This is a genomic window from Vibrio sp. JPW-9-11-11 (assembly GCF_013369335.1).
Classification (GTDB): domain Bacteria; phylum Pseudomonadota; class Gammaproteobacteria; order Enterobacterales; family Vibrionaceae; genus Vibrio.
The window spans coordinates 25,356-42,776 of the sequence record NZ_SZQJ01000004.1 but is presented as its reverse complement, the minus strand read 5'-3'; the positions used below and the strand labels follow the sequence as shown (position 1 = coordinate 42,776).

Here is a 17,421-nt window from a genome sequence, read left to right as displayed (position 1 = left end):
CCGGAATTTAGCGTTTGCACAAAGATTGACACTTTGTGTGACTGTGATTACAATTCCGCCTCTTTGTTGAGAGGCGTCGGTTTTGTTCCTCTTTTATATAAAGAAGACGTTATGACCCACGCCGGGTTAACATTGACCTAAAACTACTGATCAGTAAAGGTAATTATCATGAAACGCACTTTTCAACCTACAGTTCTAAAGCGCAAGCGTACTCACGGTTTCCGTGCACGTATGGCTACTAAGAACGGTCGTGCTACTATCAATGCACGTCGTGCAAAAGGCCGTAAGCGTCTTTCTAAGTAATCTCTCGATTATTTTGAAAACGTACGCGTTCAATCGGGAGTTACGCTTGTTAACTCCCGAGCATTATCAAAATGTTTTTCAGCAAGCTCATCGAGCTGGCTCACCTCATTTCACCATCATTGCTCGTAAAAATAGCCTATCTCACCCTCGACTAGGTTTAGCCGTTCCCAAGAAACAAATCAAAACCGCTGTCGGTCGAAACCGTTTTAAGCGCCTTGCCCGTGAAAGTTTTCGTAACAATCAACATCAACTTGCTGATAAAGATTTTGTTGTTATTGCCAAGAAAAGCGCGCAAGATTTGAGTAATGAAGAAATTTTCAAACTGTTTGATAAATTATGGCAGCGCCTGTCTCGCCCTTCGCGTGGTTAGCGATCGGCTTCGTCCGTCTCTATCAAGGCCTTATTAGTCCGCTTATCGGACCTCGTTGTCGTTTTACTCCAACTTGCTCTACTTATGCCATCGAAGCATTGAAAGCTCACGGTTTTGTAAAAGGGTGTTGGTTATCAAGCAAACGTCTATTAAAATGCCACCCTTTGAATGAAGGGGGTTACGACCCCGTTCCACCAGTCCAGAAACAAGACAGAGATAAATAACGATGGATTCTCAACGTAATATCCTGTTAATCGCGCTAGCACTGGTTTCTTTCTTATTGTTCCAGCAATGGCAAGTTGCAAAGAATCCTACGCCTCAGCCGGTTGAGCAGGCTCAATCAAGCAGTACTCTACCTGCACCATCTTTTGCAGACGAGCTAGATCCAGCTCCAACGCAACAAGCTTCTGCAAAAACGATTACCGTGACCACTGATGTATTGACTCTGTCGATTGATACGGTGGGCGGCGATGTCATTAATGCAGACCTTAATCAATATTCGAACGAGCTTGATTCGGCAGACCCATTCGTTCTTTTGAAAAACGAAGCAGGTCACCAGTTTATCGCCCAAAGTGGCTTAGTCGGCCCTCAAGGCATCGATTTGAGCAGCACTAACCGCCCAGCTTACTCTGTAAGCGCTGACAGCTTTGTGTTGGCCCAAGGTCAAGATGAACTGCGCATTCCAATGACATATACGGCGAACGGGCTAGAGTACACCAAGACTTTCATCGTAAAACGTGGCAGCTACGCGGTTGATGTTCAATACGATATCGTCAACAAGTCAGGCAACAACGCAACGTTTGGTATGTATGCACACTTACGCCAAAGCCTGCTAGACGCTGGTGGTAGCATCACAATGCCAACTTATCGTGGCGGCGCTTATTCCACAGAAGAAACTCGCTATAAGAAATACAGCTTTGACGATATGCAAGATCGCAACCTGTCTATGAACCTGACCAACGGTCAAGGTTGGGCAGCGATGATCCAGCACTACTTTGCCACCGCATGGATTCCTCGCAACGAGCCAGGCACTAGCCTATACACTCGCGTGATTGGTAATTTGGGTGACATCGGTGTTCGCATTCCGAACAAAACCATTGCTGACGGCGACAATGCGCAGTTCCACGCGACACTTTGGGTTGGCCCTAAGCTGCAAGATCAAATGGAAGCGGTAGCACCAAACTTAGACCTAGTGGTGGATTACGGCTGGCTATGGTTTATCGCAAAACCTCTTCATACTCTGCTGTCGTTCATCCAGAGCTTTGTGAGCAACTGGGGTGTGGCAATCATCTGTCTGACCTTCATTGTTCGCGGTGCCATGTACCCACTAACCAAAGCACAATACACTTCGATGGCCAAGATGCGTATGCTTCAGCCTAAGCTGCAAGCGATGCGTGAACGTATTGGCGATGACCGTCAACGTATGAGTCAAGAGATGATGGAGCTGTACAAGAAAGAGAAAGTCAACCCACTCGGTGGCTGTTTACCTCTTATTCTACAGATGCCAATCTTCATCGCGCTGTACTGGGCACTGATGGAGTCAGTCGAGCTGCGTCACTCGCCATTCTTTGGTTGGATTCATGACTTATCAGCGCAAGACCCATACTACATCTTGCCGCTGTTGATGGGTGCATCAATGTTCCTGATCCAAAAGATGAGCCCGACAACAGTCACTGACCCAATGCAGCAGAAGATCATGACCTTTATGCCGGTGATGTTTACCTTCTTCTTCCTGTTCTTCCCTTCAGGTCTGGTTCTATACTGGTTGGTATCGAACATCGTGACCCTAATCCAGCAAACTTTGATTTACAAAGCGCTGGAAAAGAAAGGCTTGCACAGCAAGTAATTCCTGAGTGGAAATAACAGCGAAAGGCGGCCAAAAGGTCGCCTTTTTTATTTGAGCTGATTACAATTCATCACATCACTTATTCGCCACACAGTGGCATCAAGATTCAACAGGCACAACTATGACAACAGAGACCATCGTTGCTCAAGCCACCGCACCCGGTCGTGGTGGCGTCGGCATTATTCGCGTATCCGGGCCGCTTGCTGCCAAAGTCGCGTTAGAGGTGACCGGCAAAACACTTCGCCCACGTTACGCTGAGTATCTGCCATTCAACGCGCAAGATGGCAGCCAAATAGACCAAGGTATCGCTCTGTATTTCCCTAACCCACACTCTTTCACCGGTGAAGATGTGTTAGAGCTACAAGGTCATGGTGGTCCGGTGGTGATGGATATGCTGATCAAGCGTATTGTCGCCATTGACGGTATTCGCACCGCACGTCCAGGTGAGTTCTCAGAACGCGCGTTTCTCAATGATAAGCTCGACCTAGCTCAAGCAGAAGCGATTGCCGATCTGATTGATGCCAGCTCTGAAGAAGCGGCCAAGTCGGCGTTACAGTCACTACAAGGCGCTTTCTCGTCACGTATCCATACCCTAGTTGAGTCGCTGATCCATCTACGCATCTATGTGGAGGCGGCGATTGATTTCCCAGAAGAGGAGATCGACTTTCTCGCCGATGGCAAAGTGGCCGCTGACCTACAAGCGATCATCGACAACCTTACCGCCGTGTGCCGTGAAGCAAACCAGGGCGCCATCATGCGAGAAGGGATGAAAGTAGTGATCGCAGGTCGCCCCAATGCTGGCAAGTCCAGTCTACTCAATGCCCTCTCAGGTAAAGAGTCGGCCATTGTGACCGATATTGCTGGTACCACCCGCGATGTACTGCGTGAACACATTCACATTGATGGAATGCCTTTGCATATTATCGATACCGCAGGTCTGCGTGATGCGTCTGACGAAGTCGAGAAAATCGGTATTGAACGGGCGTGGGATGAGATCGCCCAAGCCGACCGCGTACTATTTATGGTCGATGGCACCACAACCGATGCCACTGATCCAAAACAAATCTGGCCAGACTTTGTTGATCGCCTGCCTGACAATATCGGTATGACGGTTATTCGCAATAAAGCCGATCAAACGGGTGAAGATCTTGGTATATGTCACGTCAACGATCCAACGCTCATTCGTTTGTCAGCCAAGACTGGCGATGGCGTTGAAGCGCTAAGATCTCATCTTAAAGAGTGTATGGGCTTTGCGGGCGGCAATGAAGGGGGCTTTATGGCACGTCGTCGACATTTGGAGGCCCTTGAGCGTGCTGCGCAGCACCTAGATATCGGCCAGCAACAGCTTGAAGGCTATATGGCTGGAGAAATCTTAGCAGAGGAGCTACGTATCACCCAGCAGCACCTAAGTGAGATAACAGGTGAGTTTAGCTCCGATGATCTGCTCGGTCGAATCTTCTCGTCATTCTGTATAGGGAAGTAAAGTGGGCAAATAACGGAAAACAACAGCAAGCAACGGTAGATAACATACTGATTTTATTAGATCGTCATTTGCCGTTTGTTTCCATCCGTTGCCGTTAATTGCCAAATCTAGTCCCCAGTTGGTCCCCAATGACATGATAAATGCCGTATTGGGGACCAATTGGGGACAAACATGAAAATTTTCATTGAAAAACGGGCACTTAAAGCAGATGGAACGCGAACATTGCGTCTCATTTATGACTACGGTTATACCACTAAATCAAACGGATCTCGTCAACGAAAACGTGAACACGAAGTGCTAGATCTGTTTGTCTATGACAAACCTAAAACACCCACCCAGCGCCAACACAACAAAGAACATATACTTCTCGCCGAAACCATTAAGAGTAAACGACTGGTTGAGTGGCAATCCCAAAAGCATGGTTTTGAGGATCGAACCAAGCGTTCAGCTAGCTTCATTGATTACTTTCAACGGCAAATTGATATCAAAGAACAAACCACCTCAACCTCCAACCACTCGATCTGGCTGTCAGCTCGTAAACACCTGCTGTTCTACTGCGGGAAACATGATCTTAGCTTTGATGAGCTGGATAAAGACTGGTTAGATGGGTTCAAGTATTACCTGACCAATGAAGCGAAGACCAAGAGTGATGAGCCTTTGTCTCGCAACACGCAAAGCTCCTACTTCAATAAAATTCGAGCGGCGATCAACGAAGCACATCGTGAAGGCATTATTCGTGATAATCCACTGTCACAAGTAACCAGCATCAAAGCGAAAACGACTAAACGGGTTTATTTAACACTGGATGAAGTTAACGCGTTAGCACACACAGAATGTCGCTATCCTGTCCTTAAACGTGCGTTTTTGTTTTCATGTGCAACGGGGATGCGTTGGTGCGATATCCATCGACTTACTTGGTCAGAAATAGAGACATTTAATAATCACAAGCGAATTATCTTCGACCAGGTCAAACTCTCTCACGGCGATGCTAAGAGCCTTCAATACCTTGACCTACCAAAGTTCGCAGAATCGCTTTTAGGTCCAGTAAAAGCGGCACACGAGCGCGTATTCAAGGGATTGAAATACTCTTCTTATATGAATGTAGAACTGCTTAGATGGAGCCTAGCTGCTGGAATCAGTAAACACGTTACATTTCATAGTGGTCGTCATACCTTTGCCGTGATCCAATTGAGCAGAGGTGTAGATATTTACTCAGTGTCTCGATTGCTCGGTCATAGCGAACTTAAAACAACCGAGATCTATGCTGATATCATAGAACAGCGCCGGATGGAAGCCATGCTGACATTCCCCGATATTTTTACATCTTCTGGAAAGGATTCAGCGGCCTAAGGCCGCTGCTATGAAGGTATTACTTACGAGAAGTGGTGGCGACATAGTTTGCTGCCCTTTTTTCTATCTCATGGCGAGATGAAACACGCTGCTCCTCAACCCAACTCATGATGGCTTGGCGCTCAAATCGGAGGTGTTTGCCAAGCTTAAAGTAAGGGATCTCTGCTGAGCTCGTTAGCTTATACAGCTGGTTTGTAGACAAACCAAGTAAGACAGCACATTCATCAACAGTTAGAATATCCTTTCCAAGCAACTCCACCTTTTGTTGCTGCAAACGCTGCTCCAGAACAGCGCGCTCGACACGATCGATCTTGGCGAGAATGGATTGAAGAAGAACTTGCTCGTTGGTTGTCATCGTATCACCTCCTCGCCCATTGGAATATCTCTGGGAAGAGTGGGAAAACTGGGAAATTCACTATTCATCAATACCCATCTCCTTCAACTCAGAGAGGATCTTTTCCGGCCAGAAGGCGAAAAAACGATGATCAAACTCAGTACCGTTATTCTTTTCGATAACCCGAAGTGTTCCCCTACGATCTTCATTGGTTTCAAACCACCCTTTATGAATCAAAGGGCTCAATTGACTCTTATACTGACGCCGCAGTCGTAGCTGCTTAACAAATTCTTGTTTGTGGATAAGCCACTGGACGTCATCACCATCCTGCCGCCAGTAACCAAACTTTGACGGTCTGCTTGTACAGAATTCAGGAAGCTTATTTTCCCAATGGCTAATCGCTTGTTTCAAAGCACTCAACACCTCATACGTTTCTTGATTATGCTGGTGCCCTCTGTGAGATAACCAGCGGCTAAAAACGCTATATACGGAATAGAGCGACTCTTCTTCAGTCCATGGCACTAACTGGTTTCGTGACGCAACAGACAACGCAACACCAACCAAGACAAAGCGCTTCAATACCCGATGAACCTGACCGGAATAATTGCTTTTAGACCAATGCTGCCTCAGCGTTTCGATTTCACGCTGTAAGACAACATCCAGATCGGGCTTATCTGAAATAAGCGTCATCCACGCCGTGAACAAAGTGCCAAAGTACTTTTGAGTCTGCTTTTCCAAGTGCTCAGCAAACTGAGATGGTGAGGAAAATCGGTGTAGATCCGCAAAACAACCGAAACGCTCTTCGGCAGGAATTTCGATAACTCGAATGAGCTGACCTGCTTTCACTTGATAACCAGCTGACTCCATCAGCTCTGTCAGGCCAATCTCTCCATTACTCAATGTCAACGTCCGCCAATTGGCAATATTCGCCAGGCCGCCTGTCTCCGTGGCTCGCAACTTTCCACATCCGTTTACAATTTGATAAGCCGCTGAACTGGCTTCTTCCGCCGAGCACAACCCTAGCTCATCTAACACAAGCAACATGTCGTGATGTTCTGATGCAACCGCCTCAATACCGTTAGCGGTTGTTTTCCAAGACTTGATATAAGACTTATCAGCATAAACAGACGCCGCAACAAACGATGTGACAGATTTCCCCGACGAAGACGGCCCCATGATATGGAATGCCGCACTTTCCATTCCAACAGGCTTGAGAAGCGGCGCGGCCAACGCAACACCAACAGAAAATATGAGCAGAGGATTACCGACCAACAAAGAACCAACTTCACTTTGCCATTCAGCTAAGTTCCCTTCAGCCAAACAGAGTGAATCAGCCATACCACCAGAAAAATAGTAGGACTCATCTGACCGTCCGAAGCTTTTCTCCGGAGTAACGAACACCTTGTCATGCCAACCTGTTCTTGTGACACAAAAGGCCGTTTGTGCCGCTTTGAGCTCTTCCCGCAAATAGCGCTGGACCATACTCCATGCAGTTTGCTCAGGCTCCAGCCAAAAACCGGTATCGAACAATTCATCTCTTAGCTGATAGTTGGTCCCTCCCATGATCTTTCTGGCAGGTACTATCATTCGGATCGTCTGTCTGTCCATATTGATGATTTCAATACAAGCACTGAACCCTGACTTCCGATCAGGTGAACGCGTTCTAGCAAGAACCTTGACCGAAGAGCTCAACGAACGCCAACCTCGCTCACGGCAGAAATTCTGTAGTTGATCATGGTGATGACGAAACTTCATATGACCTCCCTATCACAGGCTCAAAAGCCACTTCTGCACATCTTCAAGGCGAAATCTCACACTTCGAGCGCCAGGTGATAGTGTGACTGGTGTAGGAAAGGAACCGTTTTTTACATAGCGGCGAATCGTCGCTTGAGATAGTTGCGTTAGTTTGCAAACTTCTTGATAGCTTAATAGCTGATTTGATTGTTTTTGTTCGGTCATAACTACTCCTGACAGTTAATGGATAATCAAGGAATAGTTTGCAGAATGAGCAATGCAAAGGCGCGCGGTGCTCAGGCCCAAAATGGGCAGATTGAGCAGAAAATATGCCTGTAAAATGCTTTAGTTAGGGTTACAGAAGCAGATAATGGTGCGGTAATGTGATTAGGCGTTACTTCAGCGTTATTCATCAATCCACAAAGCGCTATGCGTTAAGTAACCCGCTAATACGTCAAGCTGTTTACTATGGTTAACGCATAGTGATTAGATCCACACTTTCACAAGTGAAAGTATGTTTTCAGCAATCCCTCCCTGTAGACAAGCAACACCAGCTATATCTCCTCTCGAATAATTTCATTTCAACTCTAATTTTTAACCGCTGGCTGGCATTTCTGTTATAGTTGCGCTTACGTTCAGAATGCCTGCATGGATAGGAACACATGATCAAATGCCACCTCGCCCGTTTGATGGGAGAGCGCAAATTAAGAATAGCGGATGTCATTCGTGAAACGGGTTTAAGCCGCAACACAGTGACACTTCTGTACAAAGAAACAGCACAAAAAGTGGACTTAGAAGCCATCGACAGGCTGTGCGTGCTATTTAATTGTCAAGTTGGTGAGCTCCTAGAACAGTCACCAGAGAATGATCAATAAAAACAATAACGAAGGACTGATATGAGCTTCACAGAAGATTCAAGAGTAAAAATACCAACGATCCTACATCTCATGCGTTTGGGTTATGAGTACCTATCCCTGAAAGGAATACACTGGGACAAGGATACAAATATCTTCCCGGAATTATTCTCCTCAGCGGTCAGCCGTATAAATCCTGACATGACCTCTGATGACGTTGCCCGTTTGCTCGAAGAAGTGAAACTCTCTCTGGATAACGAAGACTTAGGCCGAGCTTTTTTCAATAAGTTGAAGGCTCGATCTGGCACTAAGCTGATCGATTTCGAGAACTTTTCCAACAACAGCTTCCATGTCGTTACTGAGCTAACCTACAAGAACGGAGACGATGAATTTCGTCCTGACATTATCTTGTTAATCAACGGCATGCCGCTGGTGTTTATTGAGGTGAAAAAGCCTAACAACCGAGACGGTATCATCGCGGAAAGAGAACGCATCAATAAACGTTTTCAAAACCCGAAATTCAAGCGCTTTGCTAACATCACTCAATTCATGATTTTTTCCAACAACATGGACTACGTCGATGGTGATCCAGAGCCAGTACAAGGTGCGTTTTACGCGAGCAGTTCATATGACAAGCCAGTGTTTAACTACTTTCGTGAAGAAGAGGTGTTAGATCTCACTGCGCTTTTAAAACCACTGACTGATGAACAAGAACTGGCAGTACTCAAAGACAACAACTTAGAAGTGATCCGCAGCAACCCTGAGTTTTTGAGCAACAAAGAACCCAGCCGCCCAACCAACCGAATCTGTACCTCTTTGCTCAGCAAAGAACGTTTGTCCTTTGTTCTACGCTATGCATTGGTCTACGTATCAGAGAGTGATGGCCTGCAAAAACACATCATGCGCTACCCACAGATGTTTGCGACCAAAGCTATTGAGCGAAAGCTAAGCGAAGGGGTTCGTAAAGGGATTATTTGGCATACCCAAGGAAGTGGTAAAACTGCGTTAACCTATTACAACGTTGGGTTCTTAACGGACTACTTCCAAAAACGAGAAATCATTCCAAAGTTCTATTTTATCGTCGATAGACTAGACTTGCTGCAACAAGCACAGCGAGAGTTCACTGCACGCGGCTTGATTGTTCATACCATAAACTCCCGTGAAGCGTTCACACGTGACATCAAAGCCACACAAGTGATTCACAACCACTCAGGCAAAGCCGAAATAACCGTCGTCAACATTCAGAAGTTTAAAGATGACCCCGACGTTATTTCAACGCAAGACTATAACGTCACCATCCAACGCGTTTACTTCCTGGATGAGGTTCATCGCAGTTACAACCCGAAAGGTAGCTTTCTAGCCAACCTGACTCAGTCTGATACCAACGCTATCAAGATAGGATTAACGGGTACGCCCTTACTGGGTGAAGACTATAACTCACGAGTTCTTTTTGGCGATTACATTCACAAGTATTACTACAATGCTTCCATTGCCGACGGCTATACACTGCGCTTAATTCGTGAAGAGATCGCGACCAATTACAAAATGACGCTTCAGCAAGCGCTGGAAGAAGCTGAAGTAAAAATGGGCGATGTAGACCGCAAAGAAATATACGCACATCAAAGTTTTGTTGAGCCAATGCTGGACTACATCATCAGCGACTTCGAAAAGAGTCGCGGCATGCTAAATGACGCAACCATAGGTGGTATGATCATTTGCGATAGCTCAGACCAAGCAAAGAAAATGTTTGAGCTGTTTAATGCAGTGTACGCCTCAAAACCCCTAACTAGCTGTGACAGTGCGGAACCTCAACAAGCAACATCGGTAGCAGAACCACACCCAACTTACGTTCAAACAGCGAACATGGAGCCAGCCAAGCAAGCCCACAAAGTGAGCAATGCTGCGCTGATTTTGCATGATGTCGGCACAAAACAAGAACGCAAAGATTGGGTTGAAGATTTCAAAGCAGGAAAAATCGACTTACTGTTTGTTTACAACATGCTACTCACAGGCTTCGATGCTAAACGCTTGAAGAAACTCTACCTTGGCCGCGTGATCCGCAAACATAACTTGCTACAAGCACTGACACGCGTCAACCGCACATACAAAGACTTCCGTTATGGCTATGTGGTTGATTTCGCAGACATACGTAAAGAGTTTGACGCGACTAACAAAGCTTACTTTGACGAATTACAGTCAGAGCTGGGCGACGAAATCGAAAGCTACTCCAAGCTATTCAAATCACAGGAAGAGATCAAACAAGAGATAGAACACATTAAAGATGTGTTGTTCCGCTTTGATATCGACAACATGGAGACCTTCTGTGATCAAATCAGCCAGATACAAGACAGAGAAACTGTCTTAGCATTGAAAAATGCCCTAGCTGATGCACGAAGCCTGTATAACCTTATTCGCCTGCAAGGTGAATACGATTTCCTTGATGAACTGGATTTCACCAAGCTCAATGTGTTGTTTCGTGTTGCCAGCGATAGACTAGACATGCTTAATCTTGCGATTTCAATACAAGATGGCGTGGACATTGGCAATCTGCTCAATAGAGCTTTAGAAGATGTGATTTTTACATTCACAAAAATTGGCGAAGAAGAACTTGTACTAGCTGACAAACTGAAAAATACACTGCGCCAAACACGCGAAGCACTGGCAAGTAACTTTGACCAACAAGACCCGAAATTCATCAACCTGAAAGATGAACTAGAGCGATTGTTTAAGAAAAAGAATCTCAGTGAAGTTACACAAGATGAAATGATCGCCAACATCGATGCACTCAATAAGATTCACCAACGAGTGAAAGAGTTGAACCGACAAAATAACCAATTACGCCAGAAGTACCTAGGTGACACTAAATATGCGCGTTTACACAAGCGTTTATACGAACGCCAACAAGAGCGACGTGACATTACAGACTCTGAAAGAAAGATTTTTGAGGCCCTGCTCGGAGTCAAAGAAGACGCCGATAGCCAGGTACTCGACAACACGTCCGTTCTCGATAACGAAAGCTATTTTGAGCGGCATCTGCTACCAAAGGTTCATAACCGCTTTATCAAACAACAGAGCATTCCCTTGAATGCGGAAGCAGTACGTTATGTAAACCACCTTGTCGTAGCAGAATATTTAAAAGAATTTAATACAGGTAGCCAATCCTGGTAAGAACACCAACTAAGGCAGTACACAAACCATGGTCGAACTCGAATTTAGAGAAAAAACAAAAGCCCTTATCGATAGCCTGAAAAGCATCTGTGCAACCAATGGATTAGGCAACAGTACCGGGGAATTTGAGATCATCACTCAGGTCTTTTTGTACAAATTCCTGAACGATAAGTTCGCCTATGAAGCAAAGAAAATAGACGAAAAAATCGCCAGCGCGGAAAAATGGGAAGAAGCGCTGATTGAAATGAGTGAAGAAGATCTCGAAATGCTCCAGGTCCAGATGGGCGGTGATACTGCTCTTCTCAAACCACATCATTTCATCAGTCACTTGTTCAACCAACAAGACAAGCCGGGCTTTGCTCAGCTGTTTGATGATACCTTGATGGACATCGCCATCACCAATAACGATGTGTTTGCGGTAATGACGGACACTGGCGAAAAAGTACAACTGTTTACCCGCATCAGCGAGAACGTGACCGTTTCCAAGCGTGACGCTTTCTGTAAAGCGATCATCAACAAACTGGTTGATTTTAGTTTTGAGCGTATCTTTAACCAGAAGTTTGATTTCTACGCCACCATCTTTGAATACCTGATCAAAGACTACAACAGCAACTCAGGCGGTAAATATGCCGAGTACTACACCCCTCATGCGGTAGCACGCATTATGGCCGCAATTTTGGTGCCTGAAGACCAACAAGGTACCGTGCGCAATGTGAGCTGTTATGACCCATCAGCGGGCTCTGGCACCCTGCTTATGAACGTCGCTCATGCTATCGGTGAAACGCGTTGTAGCATCTACACCCAGGATATTTCGAAGAAATCATCAAACCTACTGCGTTTGAACCTGATTTTGAACAACTTAGTGCATTCAATCCCTAACGTTATTGAAGGTGACACTCTTCGTCATCCACACCACAAGGAAAATGGTGACTTACGCAAATTTGATTACATTGTCTCTAACCCACCATTTAAGCTGGATTTCAGTGATTTTCGTGATGAGTTGGATAGCAAAGAAAACAAAGATCGCTTTTTTGCTGGCATTCCAAAAATCAAGGCCAAAGCCAAGGACAAAATGGAAATCTACCAATTGTTCTTGCAGCACATTATTTACTCATTAAAACCAGGTGGAAAAGCAGCGGTGGTATTGCCAACAGGGTTTATTACCGCTCAATCTGGCATTGATAAGAAGATCCGACAGTACTTGGTTGATAACAAGATGCTGGCGGGCGTGGTATCCATGCCATCCAATATCTTCGCAACCACAGGTACCAACGTCTCCATTCTGTTTATTGATGACAGTAACAAAGACAAAGTAGTGCTGGTTGATGCATCCAATCTGGGGCAAAAGGTCAAAGAAGGTAAGAATCAGAAGACGGTTCTAACACCAGAAGAAGAACAGCAAATCATCGATGTGTTCAACAACAAGTGGACGGAAGAAGACTTCTCTGTTGCAGTCAGCTACGACGATATCACAGCGAAGAATTACAGCCTCAGTGCAGGACAGTACTTCGAAGTCAAGATCGAGTATGTAGACATTACCGCAGAGCAGTTTTTCATGAAAATGCAAGGCTTTGATAGTAAATTGGATGACTTATTTAACCAGTCACTAGAATTGGAAGCTGAGATTAAGAAACAATTGGCGGGGTTAAAGTTTCATGGATAAAACTGTAGGTCTTGCTTGCAACATCTCAACAGGGAAACTAGATGCCAATCAAGCTGTTTCTGGTGGGAAATATCCATTTTTTACATGTGCTGAATTCCCAGACAATATAGATCATTTTGCTTATGATGATGACGTTGTTCTTGTGGCTGGTAATAATGCTCGCGGTAACTTTCATGTAAGTAGATACAAAGGAAAATTCAATGCCTACCAGCGCACTTATATTCTTACAGCGAAGGAAGGCTTTAATATAGATTATATCTATTACGCATTGAAGCTTGAGCTAAAGCGGCTTCGTGAAAGAGCGCAGGGGTCACAGACGAAGTTTTTGACAATGCCCATTCTCACTGGCATTCATCTTCGTGACGTTACAGGTGATGAGCAAGCTGAAATCGCTCGCGTGTTAAGGGCAATCGATAAAAAAATAGAACTCAACAACCGCATTAACTCTGAACTCGAAGCTATGGCGAAGACACTCTACGACTATTGGTTTGTGCAGTTCGACTTCCCCGATGCCAACGGCAAGCCCTACAAAACCTCTGGTGGCAAGATGGTCTACAGCGAGACCTTAAAGCGGAAAATTCCTGAGGGGTGGGAAGTCCGTCCTTTTTCCGAACACCTAACGTGTAACGCCAAAAAGCTTGGGAAAAAGCATGGGTACTCAGAGATCCAGTACCTAGATACAGCAAACCTAACAAAGAACGTGGTAGATACACTACAACCTTTAGTCGTTTCGGTGGATAAGATACCCAGCCGAGCAAATATGATTGTTTCTAAAAATGATATTCTGTATTCGACTGTTAGGCCGAACCAGTTGCATTACGGGATAATTACTCAACCTGTTGAAAACATGGTTGCCTCTACGGGTTACTCAGTGCTTTCACATAAGTCAGACAGCTCAATAAATGTACTGTTTTATTTGCACCTCACTAATGAGGCTAATACGCAAAGATTGATAAAAATATCAGAGTCTTCCAAGTCTTCTTATCCGTCAATCTCGCCTGATGACATTTTGAGCATTGATATTGCTTTGCCGAAAGATGGTGGGGCGGTAGATAAAGCTGTTGGTATGTTAAATCCATTATTCAAAAAAATCTCAGAAACACAGCGAGAGAATAAAGAGCTTGCTTCGTTACGTGATTGGCTACTGCCAATGCTAATGAACGGTCAAGTAACGGTAAAACCAAGCACTGAACCACAGGAGGCTCAGCATGGCTAAAGATCTCACTGAGTCTTTGCATGACAGACAAAACATCCTTAATAACCGTTAAGCTCTGCAAAAAGCAGAGCAACACCTCGCATTAGGTGGTGTTCAGTTTAATGGTGAGGCGGTGTTCACTAAGCAACAAGTCATGGAATTGTTTGAAATCAGTGAACGTACAATTGAGCGCTATTTGTCCAGCCATGTCATGAATTAAAAGTAGATATAATTCATAGCATTACGTTATGGTGCCGACATTAATGACGGTACCATAATCAGCGTTTGATGTCGGCGTTCCAACAAGATAGTGAGCAGCAATACACCATGATCGGCTCTGTAATCATCATGGTTTAAAGATGACAAAACTCATCAATAACGCAATAAGGTTAATTGAATGACAGATAACATCCCCCAAGCTCCGCATGGTGAATTTGTCCTGTTTACCAGTGGAGATGGCAAAACTCGCGTAGAGTGCCGCTTTGAGTCAGATACCTTGTGGCTTTCTCAAGCTGCAATGGCAGAGCTTTACCAAGTGAGCTCACAGGCCATCACTCAGCATATCAAGGCCGTCTATTCTGAAGGGGAGCTTGAACAAAATTCAACTTGTAAGGATTACTTACAAGTTCAATTAGAGGGTGGTCGAGAAGTAAAACGCAACATTCGTCACTACAGTCTCCCGGTGATTCTTGCGGTAGGGTACCGAGTTCGTTCGACGCGTGGTACTCAGTTTCGCCAATGGGCCACGCGATTGTTACAAGAGTATTTGATCAAAGGCTTCGTGATGGATGACGAGCGTTTGAAGAACCCGCCCGTTGGTCACTCTGCTGTGCCAGATTACTTTGATGAAATGCTCGAACGCATTCGCGATATCCGAGCCAGTGAGCGTCGTGTTTATCTGCGAGTCAAAGAGATCTTTACCATGGCAGCCGATTACGAGCCTTCCAATAAAGAGACCACTCTCTTCTTCCAAACCATTCAGAACAAGCTGCATTATGCCTGTACGCACATGACAGCTGCTGAGCTGATAGCTAGCCGTGTGGATGCCAATAAGCCAGATATGGGGCTAACCAGCTATAAAGGCGATGAAGTGCGTAAGACCGATGTCACCATCGCCAAAAACTATCTGCGTGAAGACGAAATCAAAGAGCTCAATCGCATCGTCAATATGTGGTTGGACTTTGCCGAAGACCAGGCGTTACGCCGCAAACAAGTGTTCTTGCAAGACTGGGCCGATAAGCTTGATCAGTTTTTAAGTTTTAATGATAGAGATGTGTTGAGCGGAGCAGGAAAAATCACTAAGAAAGACGCAGATGATAAGGCGAAATTGGAGTTTGACCGCTTTGCCCAGCAACGCCGCCGTTTAAAAGAAGCCGAAGGCGCACTTGCTAATATTGCAGCTCTCAAGGCAATACTCAAGAAAGACAAATAACGCGACTAACTCAGTTGAACCAGCCATGGTACCGATATCAATGTCGGTACCATCGTTCTCGGGTCTGTCATTTATCTCGCCAAAACACCACCTAAAAGCCACTTTGAGATTTCAACTGGCTATCTCACACAACTAGCACATCGAAAAACAACCCAAAAGCGCTCTTGCTCCAGCCCACCGCGTGCTGCCCCATGGGCTTTCACATGTGAAAGTACATCAGCCCTCATGCACTACAAATAGGCCAAATCCCACAATAATCTAGAAATTTACCAACACAATCCCATCAAAAAAATAATCGACACTCAGATCCCACAATGATTGGAGTACAACGCCCTACATCCCCGCCACAACAATAAAGCAACGAAAATAATCCGTATCAACATCCCACAAAGATAGGTATCTGGAGAGCACAGGGATAGGTCCCAGGAGAGGAATCGCTGCCATGCTTCCCAATCAGCGGTGGGACACGAGGAAAATTATGCGCTCAAAAAGGGCAATTACAGATGCGTAAGTAACCGTACGTTTGCGCTACCTTGAGAAAAACAAACAAGGAGCCACTATGACTGTATTAAATGAACATTCCGCCGCCTATCAATGGCATCAACGAGCCCAGCAGCGACACCCCGAAAATGAACCAGAATGCTTTGAACTCGCGCTTTCCCAATCACTAAAAGCCATTGCCGATATCGAGAACTTTGCAATGCAGGAGCCCTATCTGCTTGAGTTTTTAGCCAGTTGCTACGCGAACCAATTTTGGCGAATCCATCGAACACATAAGGAAACCTCACCTGGCCGCTACGGTTGCCGTGTTCGGGTTCGGAACCATCGCTTTGAAGCGGCTTGGTACTACAACTGGTACCTCAGTGCTAACCAAATGTCTCAGCGAAACAACAAAGAACAACGCGTTCGCTCAAAGCATTTATCAAAAGGAAAAGGCTTTCGTTACCCACCGGGGCGCTTTTCAAAAGCCAACGCTGAATGGGAATCCGATCTTATTGAGTACACAGAAGATGCCTTCGCACTGATCCGCGAAGTACGGCATGAAATCCTCACCATCAAACAAAAAGCACAAATCTGTACAAAACGACTTCACAAGCTTCGTGAGCACTTTCAAAAATCCCAAAATGGAGAAGCATAATGACTAAGAAAACCACGCCCAACGTCGGCATCGCACAACTAAACAAGGAAATTGAGTTAAGTAATCTCAAGTTGAAGCTGCCTGAGCCAGTTCCTTTGCCAGAAAGAATCGATGGTTTGTCTAATTTCGTAGCGACAGAGTCAAAGCACTTGATGGCAGCAGCAAAAGAACTGAAGAAACAAATGGATATACTAAAGACAGCCTTGTCAAAAGAGTACAACGTAGAGTACCCATTTCGCTATGAGTTCATTGTTACGAGTGAACAGCGCTTACCTAAAATCAAGTGGCACCGCGTGATCGCTCGTGGAGGTTGGTATCCAGAACTTGAAACCCAAGAAGTTTCAAATGGGATATTACGTCGTTTTTCACATGCGATGGATTGGGAAATCCTTCTCTATCTTCATTTGCTAGACCAGATCAACCAACTGGAACAGCGTGTGAAGCCAATAAGAGAGCTGTCTAGTCAGGTGAGAAAAACGATGCGAGCGATAAAAAAACTGCACATTTAGCTCTATCCAATCAGGAAGCTTCATGCCGTGAAATGAAGCTTC

16 protein-coding genes are annotated in these 17,421 nt (G+C 45.3%); 13 read left to right on the top strand and 3 right to left on the bottom strand.

Annotation, left to right across the window (positions count from 1 at the left end; genetic code table 11):
• Positions 1 to 168 precede the first annotated feature (168 nt).
• From rpmH to FCU94_RS02765, 6 genes are all read left to right on the top strand, one after another.
• Entirely contained in the window at positions 169 to 303 is a 135-nt protein-coding gene (gene rpmH, locus FCU94_RS02790) for a 50S ribosomal protein L34 (RefSeq protein WP_004735800.1), read from the top strand.
• A gap of 46 nt (positions 304 to 349) precedes the next feature.
• On the top strand, positions 350 to 673 hold the full coding sequence (gene rnpA, locus FCU94_RS02785) for a ribonuclease P protein component (protein WP_255199223.1): 324 nt from the start codon (positions 350 to 352) through the stop codon (positions 671 to 673).
• Positions 640 to 897: a membrane protein insertion efficiency factor YidD gene (gene yidD / locus FCU94_RS02780; protein ID WP_176287032.1), complete on the top strand. Its 258-nt coding sequence runs from the start codon at positions 640 to 642 to the stop codon at positions 895 to 897. Before rnpA ends, yidD begins: the two co-directional genes overlap by 34 nt.
• Before the next feature lie 2 nt (positions 898 to 899).
• Positions 900 to 2,519 carry a membrane protein insertase YidC gene (gene yidC / locus FCU94_RS02775; RefSeq protein ID WP_176287031.1) on the top strand — a complete coding sequence of 540 codons (1,620 nt, stop codon included), beginning with the start codon at positions 900 to 902 and terminating at the stop codon, positions 2,517 to 2,519.
• Positions 2,520 to 2,640: 121 nt separating this feature from the next.
• Positions 2,641 to 4,002: a tRNA uridine-5-carboxymethylaminomethyl(34) synthesis GTPase MnmE gene (gene mnmE, locus FCU94_RS02770; protein ID WP_176287030.1), complete on the top strand. Its 1,362-nt coding sequence runs from the start codon at positions 2,641 to 2,643 to the stop codon at positions 4,000 to 4,002.
• Positions 4,003 to 4,173: 171 nt separating this feature from the next.
• A complete protein-coding gene (locus FCU94_RS02765) occupies positions 4,174 to 5,352 on the top strand; it encodes a site-specific integrase (protein ID WP_176287029.1) in 1,179 nt (392 codons plus the stop codon).
• Positions 5,353 to 5,371: 19 nt separating this feature from the next.
• On the opposite strand, the gene FCU94_RS02760 is transcribed toward FCU94_RS02765, so the two are convergent.
• Genes FCU94_RS02760 through FCU94_RS02750 form a run of 3 tightly spaced genes read right to left on the bottom strand, consistent with a single transcriptional unit; the run spans position 5,372 to position 7,645 of the window.
• Positions 5,372 to 5,707 carry a helix-turn-helix domain-containing protein gene (locus tag FCU94_RS02760; RefSeq protein WP_069505198.1) on the bottom strand — a complete coding sequence of 112 codons (336 nt, stop codon included), beginning with the start codon at positions 5,705 to 5,707 and terminating at the stop codon, positions 5,372 to 5,374.
• A 60-nt stretch (positions 5,708 to 5,767) separates the two neighbouring features.
• Positions 5,768 to 7,441, bottom strand: coding sequence for a DUF927 domain-containing protein (locus FCU94_RS02755; RefSeq protein ID WP_176287028.1), 1,674 nt, complete (start codon positions 7,439 to 7,441; stop codon positions 5,768 to 5,770).
• 12 nt (positions 7,442 to 7,453) lie between these two features.
• Positions 7,454 to 7,645 (bottom strand): helix-turn-helix transcriptional regulator, encoded by a 192-nt coding sequence (locus tag FCU94_RS02750; protein ID WP_023584707.1) that lies wholly within the window; start codon positions 7,643 to 7,645, stop codon positions 7,454 to 7,456.
• A 437-nt stretch (positions 7,646 to 8,082) separates the two neighbouring features.
• Here FCU94_RS02750 and FCU94_RS02745 point away from each other — a divergent pair, with 437 nt between their 5' ends.
• From FCU94_RS02745 to FCU94_RS02715, 7 genes are all read left to right on the top strand, one after another.
• Entirely contained in the window at positions 8,083 to 8,295 is a 213-nt protein-coding gene (locus FCU94_RS02745) for a helix-turn-helix domain-containing protein (protein ID WP_176287027.1), read from the top strand.
• A gap of 21 nt (positions 8,296 to 8,316) precedes the next feature.
• A complete protein-coding gene (locus FCU94_RS02740; protein WP_176287026.1) occupies positions 8,317 to 11,442 on the top strand; it encodes a type I restriction endonuclease subunit R in 3,126 nt (1,041 codons plus the stop codon).
• Between the two features lie 28 nt (positions 11,443 to 11,470).
• Positions 11,471 to 13,105 carry an HsdM family class I SAM-dependent methyltransferase gene (locus FCU94_RS02735; RefSeq protein WP_176287025.1) on the top strand — a complete coding sequence of 545 codons (1,635 nt, stop codon included), beginning with the start codon at positions 11,471 to 11,473 and terminating at the stop codon, positions 13,103 to 13,105.
• A complete protein-coding gene (locus FCU94_RS02730; protein WP_176287024.1) occupies positions 13,098 to 14,321 on the top strand; it encodes a restriction endonuclease subunit S in 1,224 nt (407 codons plus the stop codon). The genes FCU94_RS02735 and FCU94_RS02730 overlap by 8 nt, the downstream gene beginning before the upstream one ends.
• A 376-nt stretch (positions 14,322 to 14,697) precedes the next feature.
• A complete protein-coding gene (locus FCU94_RS02725) occupies positions 14,698 to 15,732 on the top strand; it encodes a virulence RhuM family protein (RefSeq protein ID WP_176287023.1) in 1,035 nt (344 codons plus the stop codon).
• A gap of 559 nt (positions 15,733 to 16,291) precedes the next feature.
• Positions 16,292 to 16,870, top strand: coding sequence for a conjugative transfer protein MobI(A/C) (gene mobI, locus FCU94_RS02720; protein ID WP_255199222.1), 579 nt, complete (start codon positions 16,292 to 16,294; stop codon positions 16,868 to 16,870).
• Complete coding sequence (locus tag FCU94_RS02715) at positions 16,870 to 17,379, top strand: hypothetical protein (RefSeq protein ID WP_176287022.1); 510 nt, start codon at positions 16,870 to 16,872, stop codon at positions 17,377 to 17,379. The genes mobI and FCU94_RS02715 overlap by 1 nt, the downstream gene beginning before the upstream one ends.
• Positions 17,380 to 17,421 lie beyond the last annotated feature (42 nt).

What these genes read in the sequence shown, in the direction of transcription:
- rpmH (WP_004735800.1), top strand. Translation starts at nt 169, where the DNA reads ATGAAACGCACTTTTCAACCTACAGTTCTAAAGCGCAAGCGTACTCAC.
- yidD (WP_176287032.1), top strand. Translation starts at nt 640, where the DNA reads ATGGCAGCGCCTGTCTCGCCCTTCGCGTGGTTAGCGATCGGCTTCGTC.
- yidC (WP_176287031.1), top strand. Translation starts at nt 900, where the DNA reads ATGGATTCTCAACGTAATATCCTGTTAATCGCGCTAGCACTGGTTTCT.
- mnmE (WP_176287030.1), top strand. Translation starts at nt 2,641, where the DNA reads ATGACAACAGAGACCATCGTTGCTCAAGCCACCGCACCCGGTCGTGGT.
- FCU94_RS02765 (WP_176287029.1), top strand. Translation starts at nt 4,174, where the DNA reads ATGAAAATTTTCATTGAAAAACGGGCACTTAAAGCAGATGGAACGCGA.
- FCU94_RS02760 (WP_069505198.1), bottom strand. Translation starts at nt 5,707, where the DNA reads ATGACAACCAACGAGCAAGTTCTTCTTCAATCCATTCTCGCCAAGATC.
- FCU94_RS02755 (WP_176287028.1), bottom strand. Translation starts at nt 7,441, where the DNA reads ATGAAGTTTCGTCATCACCATGATCAACTACAGAATTTCTGCCGTGAG.
- FCU94_RS02750 (WP_023584707.1), bottom strand. Translation starts at nt 7,645, where the DNA reads ATGACCGAACAAAAACAATCAAATCAGCTATTAAGCTATCAAGAAGTT.
- FCU94_RS02745 (WP_176287027.1), top strand. Translation starts at nt 8,083, where the DNA reads ATGATCAAATGCCACCTCGCCCGTTTGATGGGAGAGCGCAAATTAAGA.
- FCU94_RS02740 (WP_176287026.1), top strand. Translation starts at nt 8,317, where the DNA reads ATGAGCTTCACAGAAGATTCAAGAGTAAAAATACCAACGATCCTACAT.
- FCU94_RS02735 (WP_176287025.1), top strand. Translation starts at nt 11,471, where the DNA reads ATGGTCGAACTCGAATTTAGAGAAAAAACAAAAGCCCTTATCGATAGC.
- FCU94_RS02730 (WP_176287024.1), top strand. Translation starts at nt 13,098, where the DNA reads ATGGATAAAACTGTAGGTCTTGCTTGCAACATCTCAACAGGGAAACTA.
- FCU94_RS02725 (WP_176287023.1), top strand. Translation starts at nt 14,698, where the DNA reads ATGACAGATAACATCCCCCAAGCTCCGCATGGTGAATTTGTCCTGTTT.
- mobI (WP_255199222.1), top strand. Translation starts at nt 16,292, where the DNA reads ATGACTGTATTAAATGAACATTCCGCCGCCTATCAATGGCATCAACGA.
- FCU94_RS02715 (WP_176287022.1), top strand. Translation starts at nt 16,870, where the DNA reads ATGACTAAGAAAACCACGCCCAACGTCGGCATCGCACAACTAAACAAG.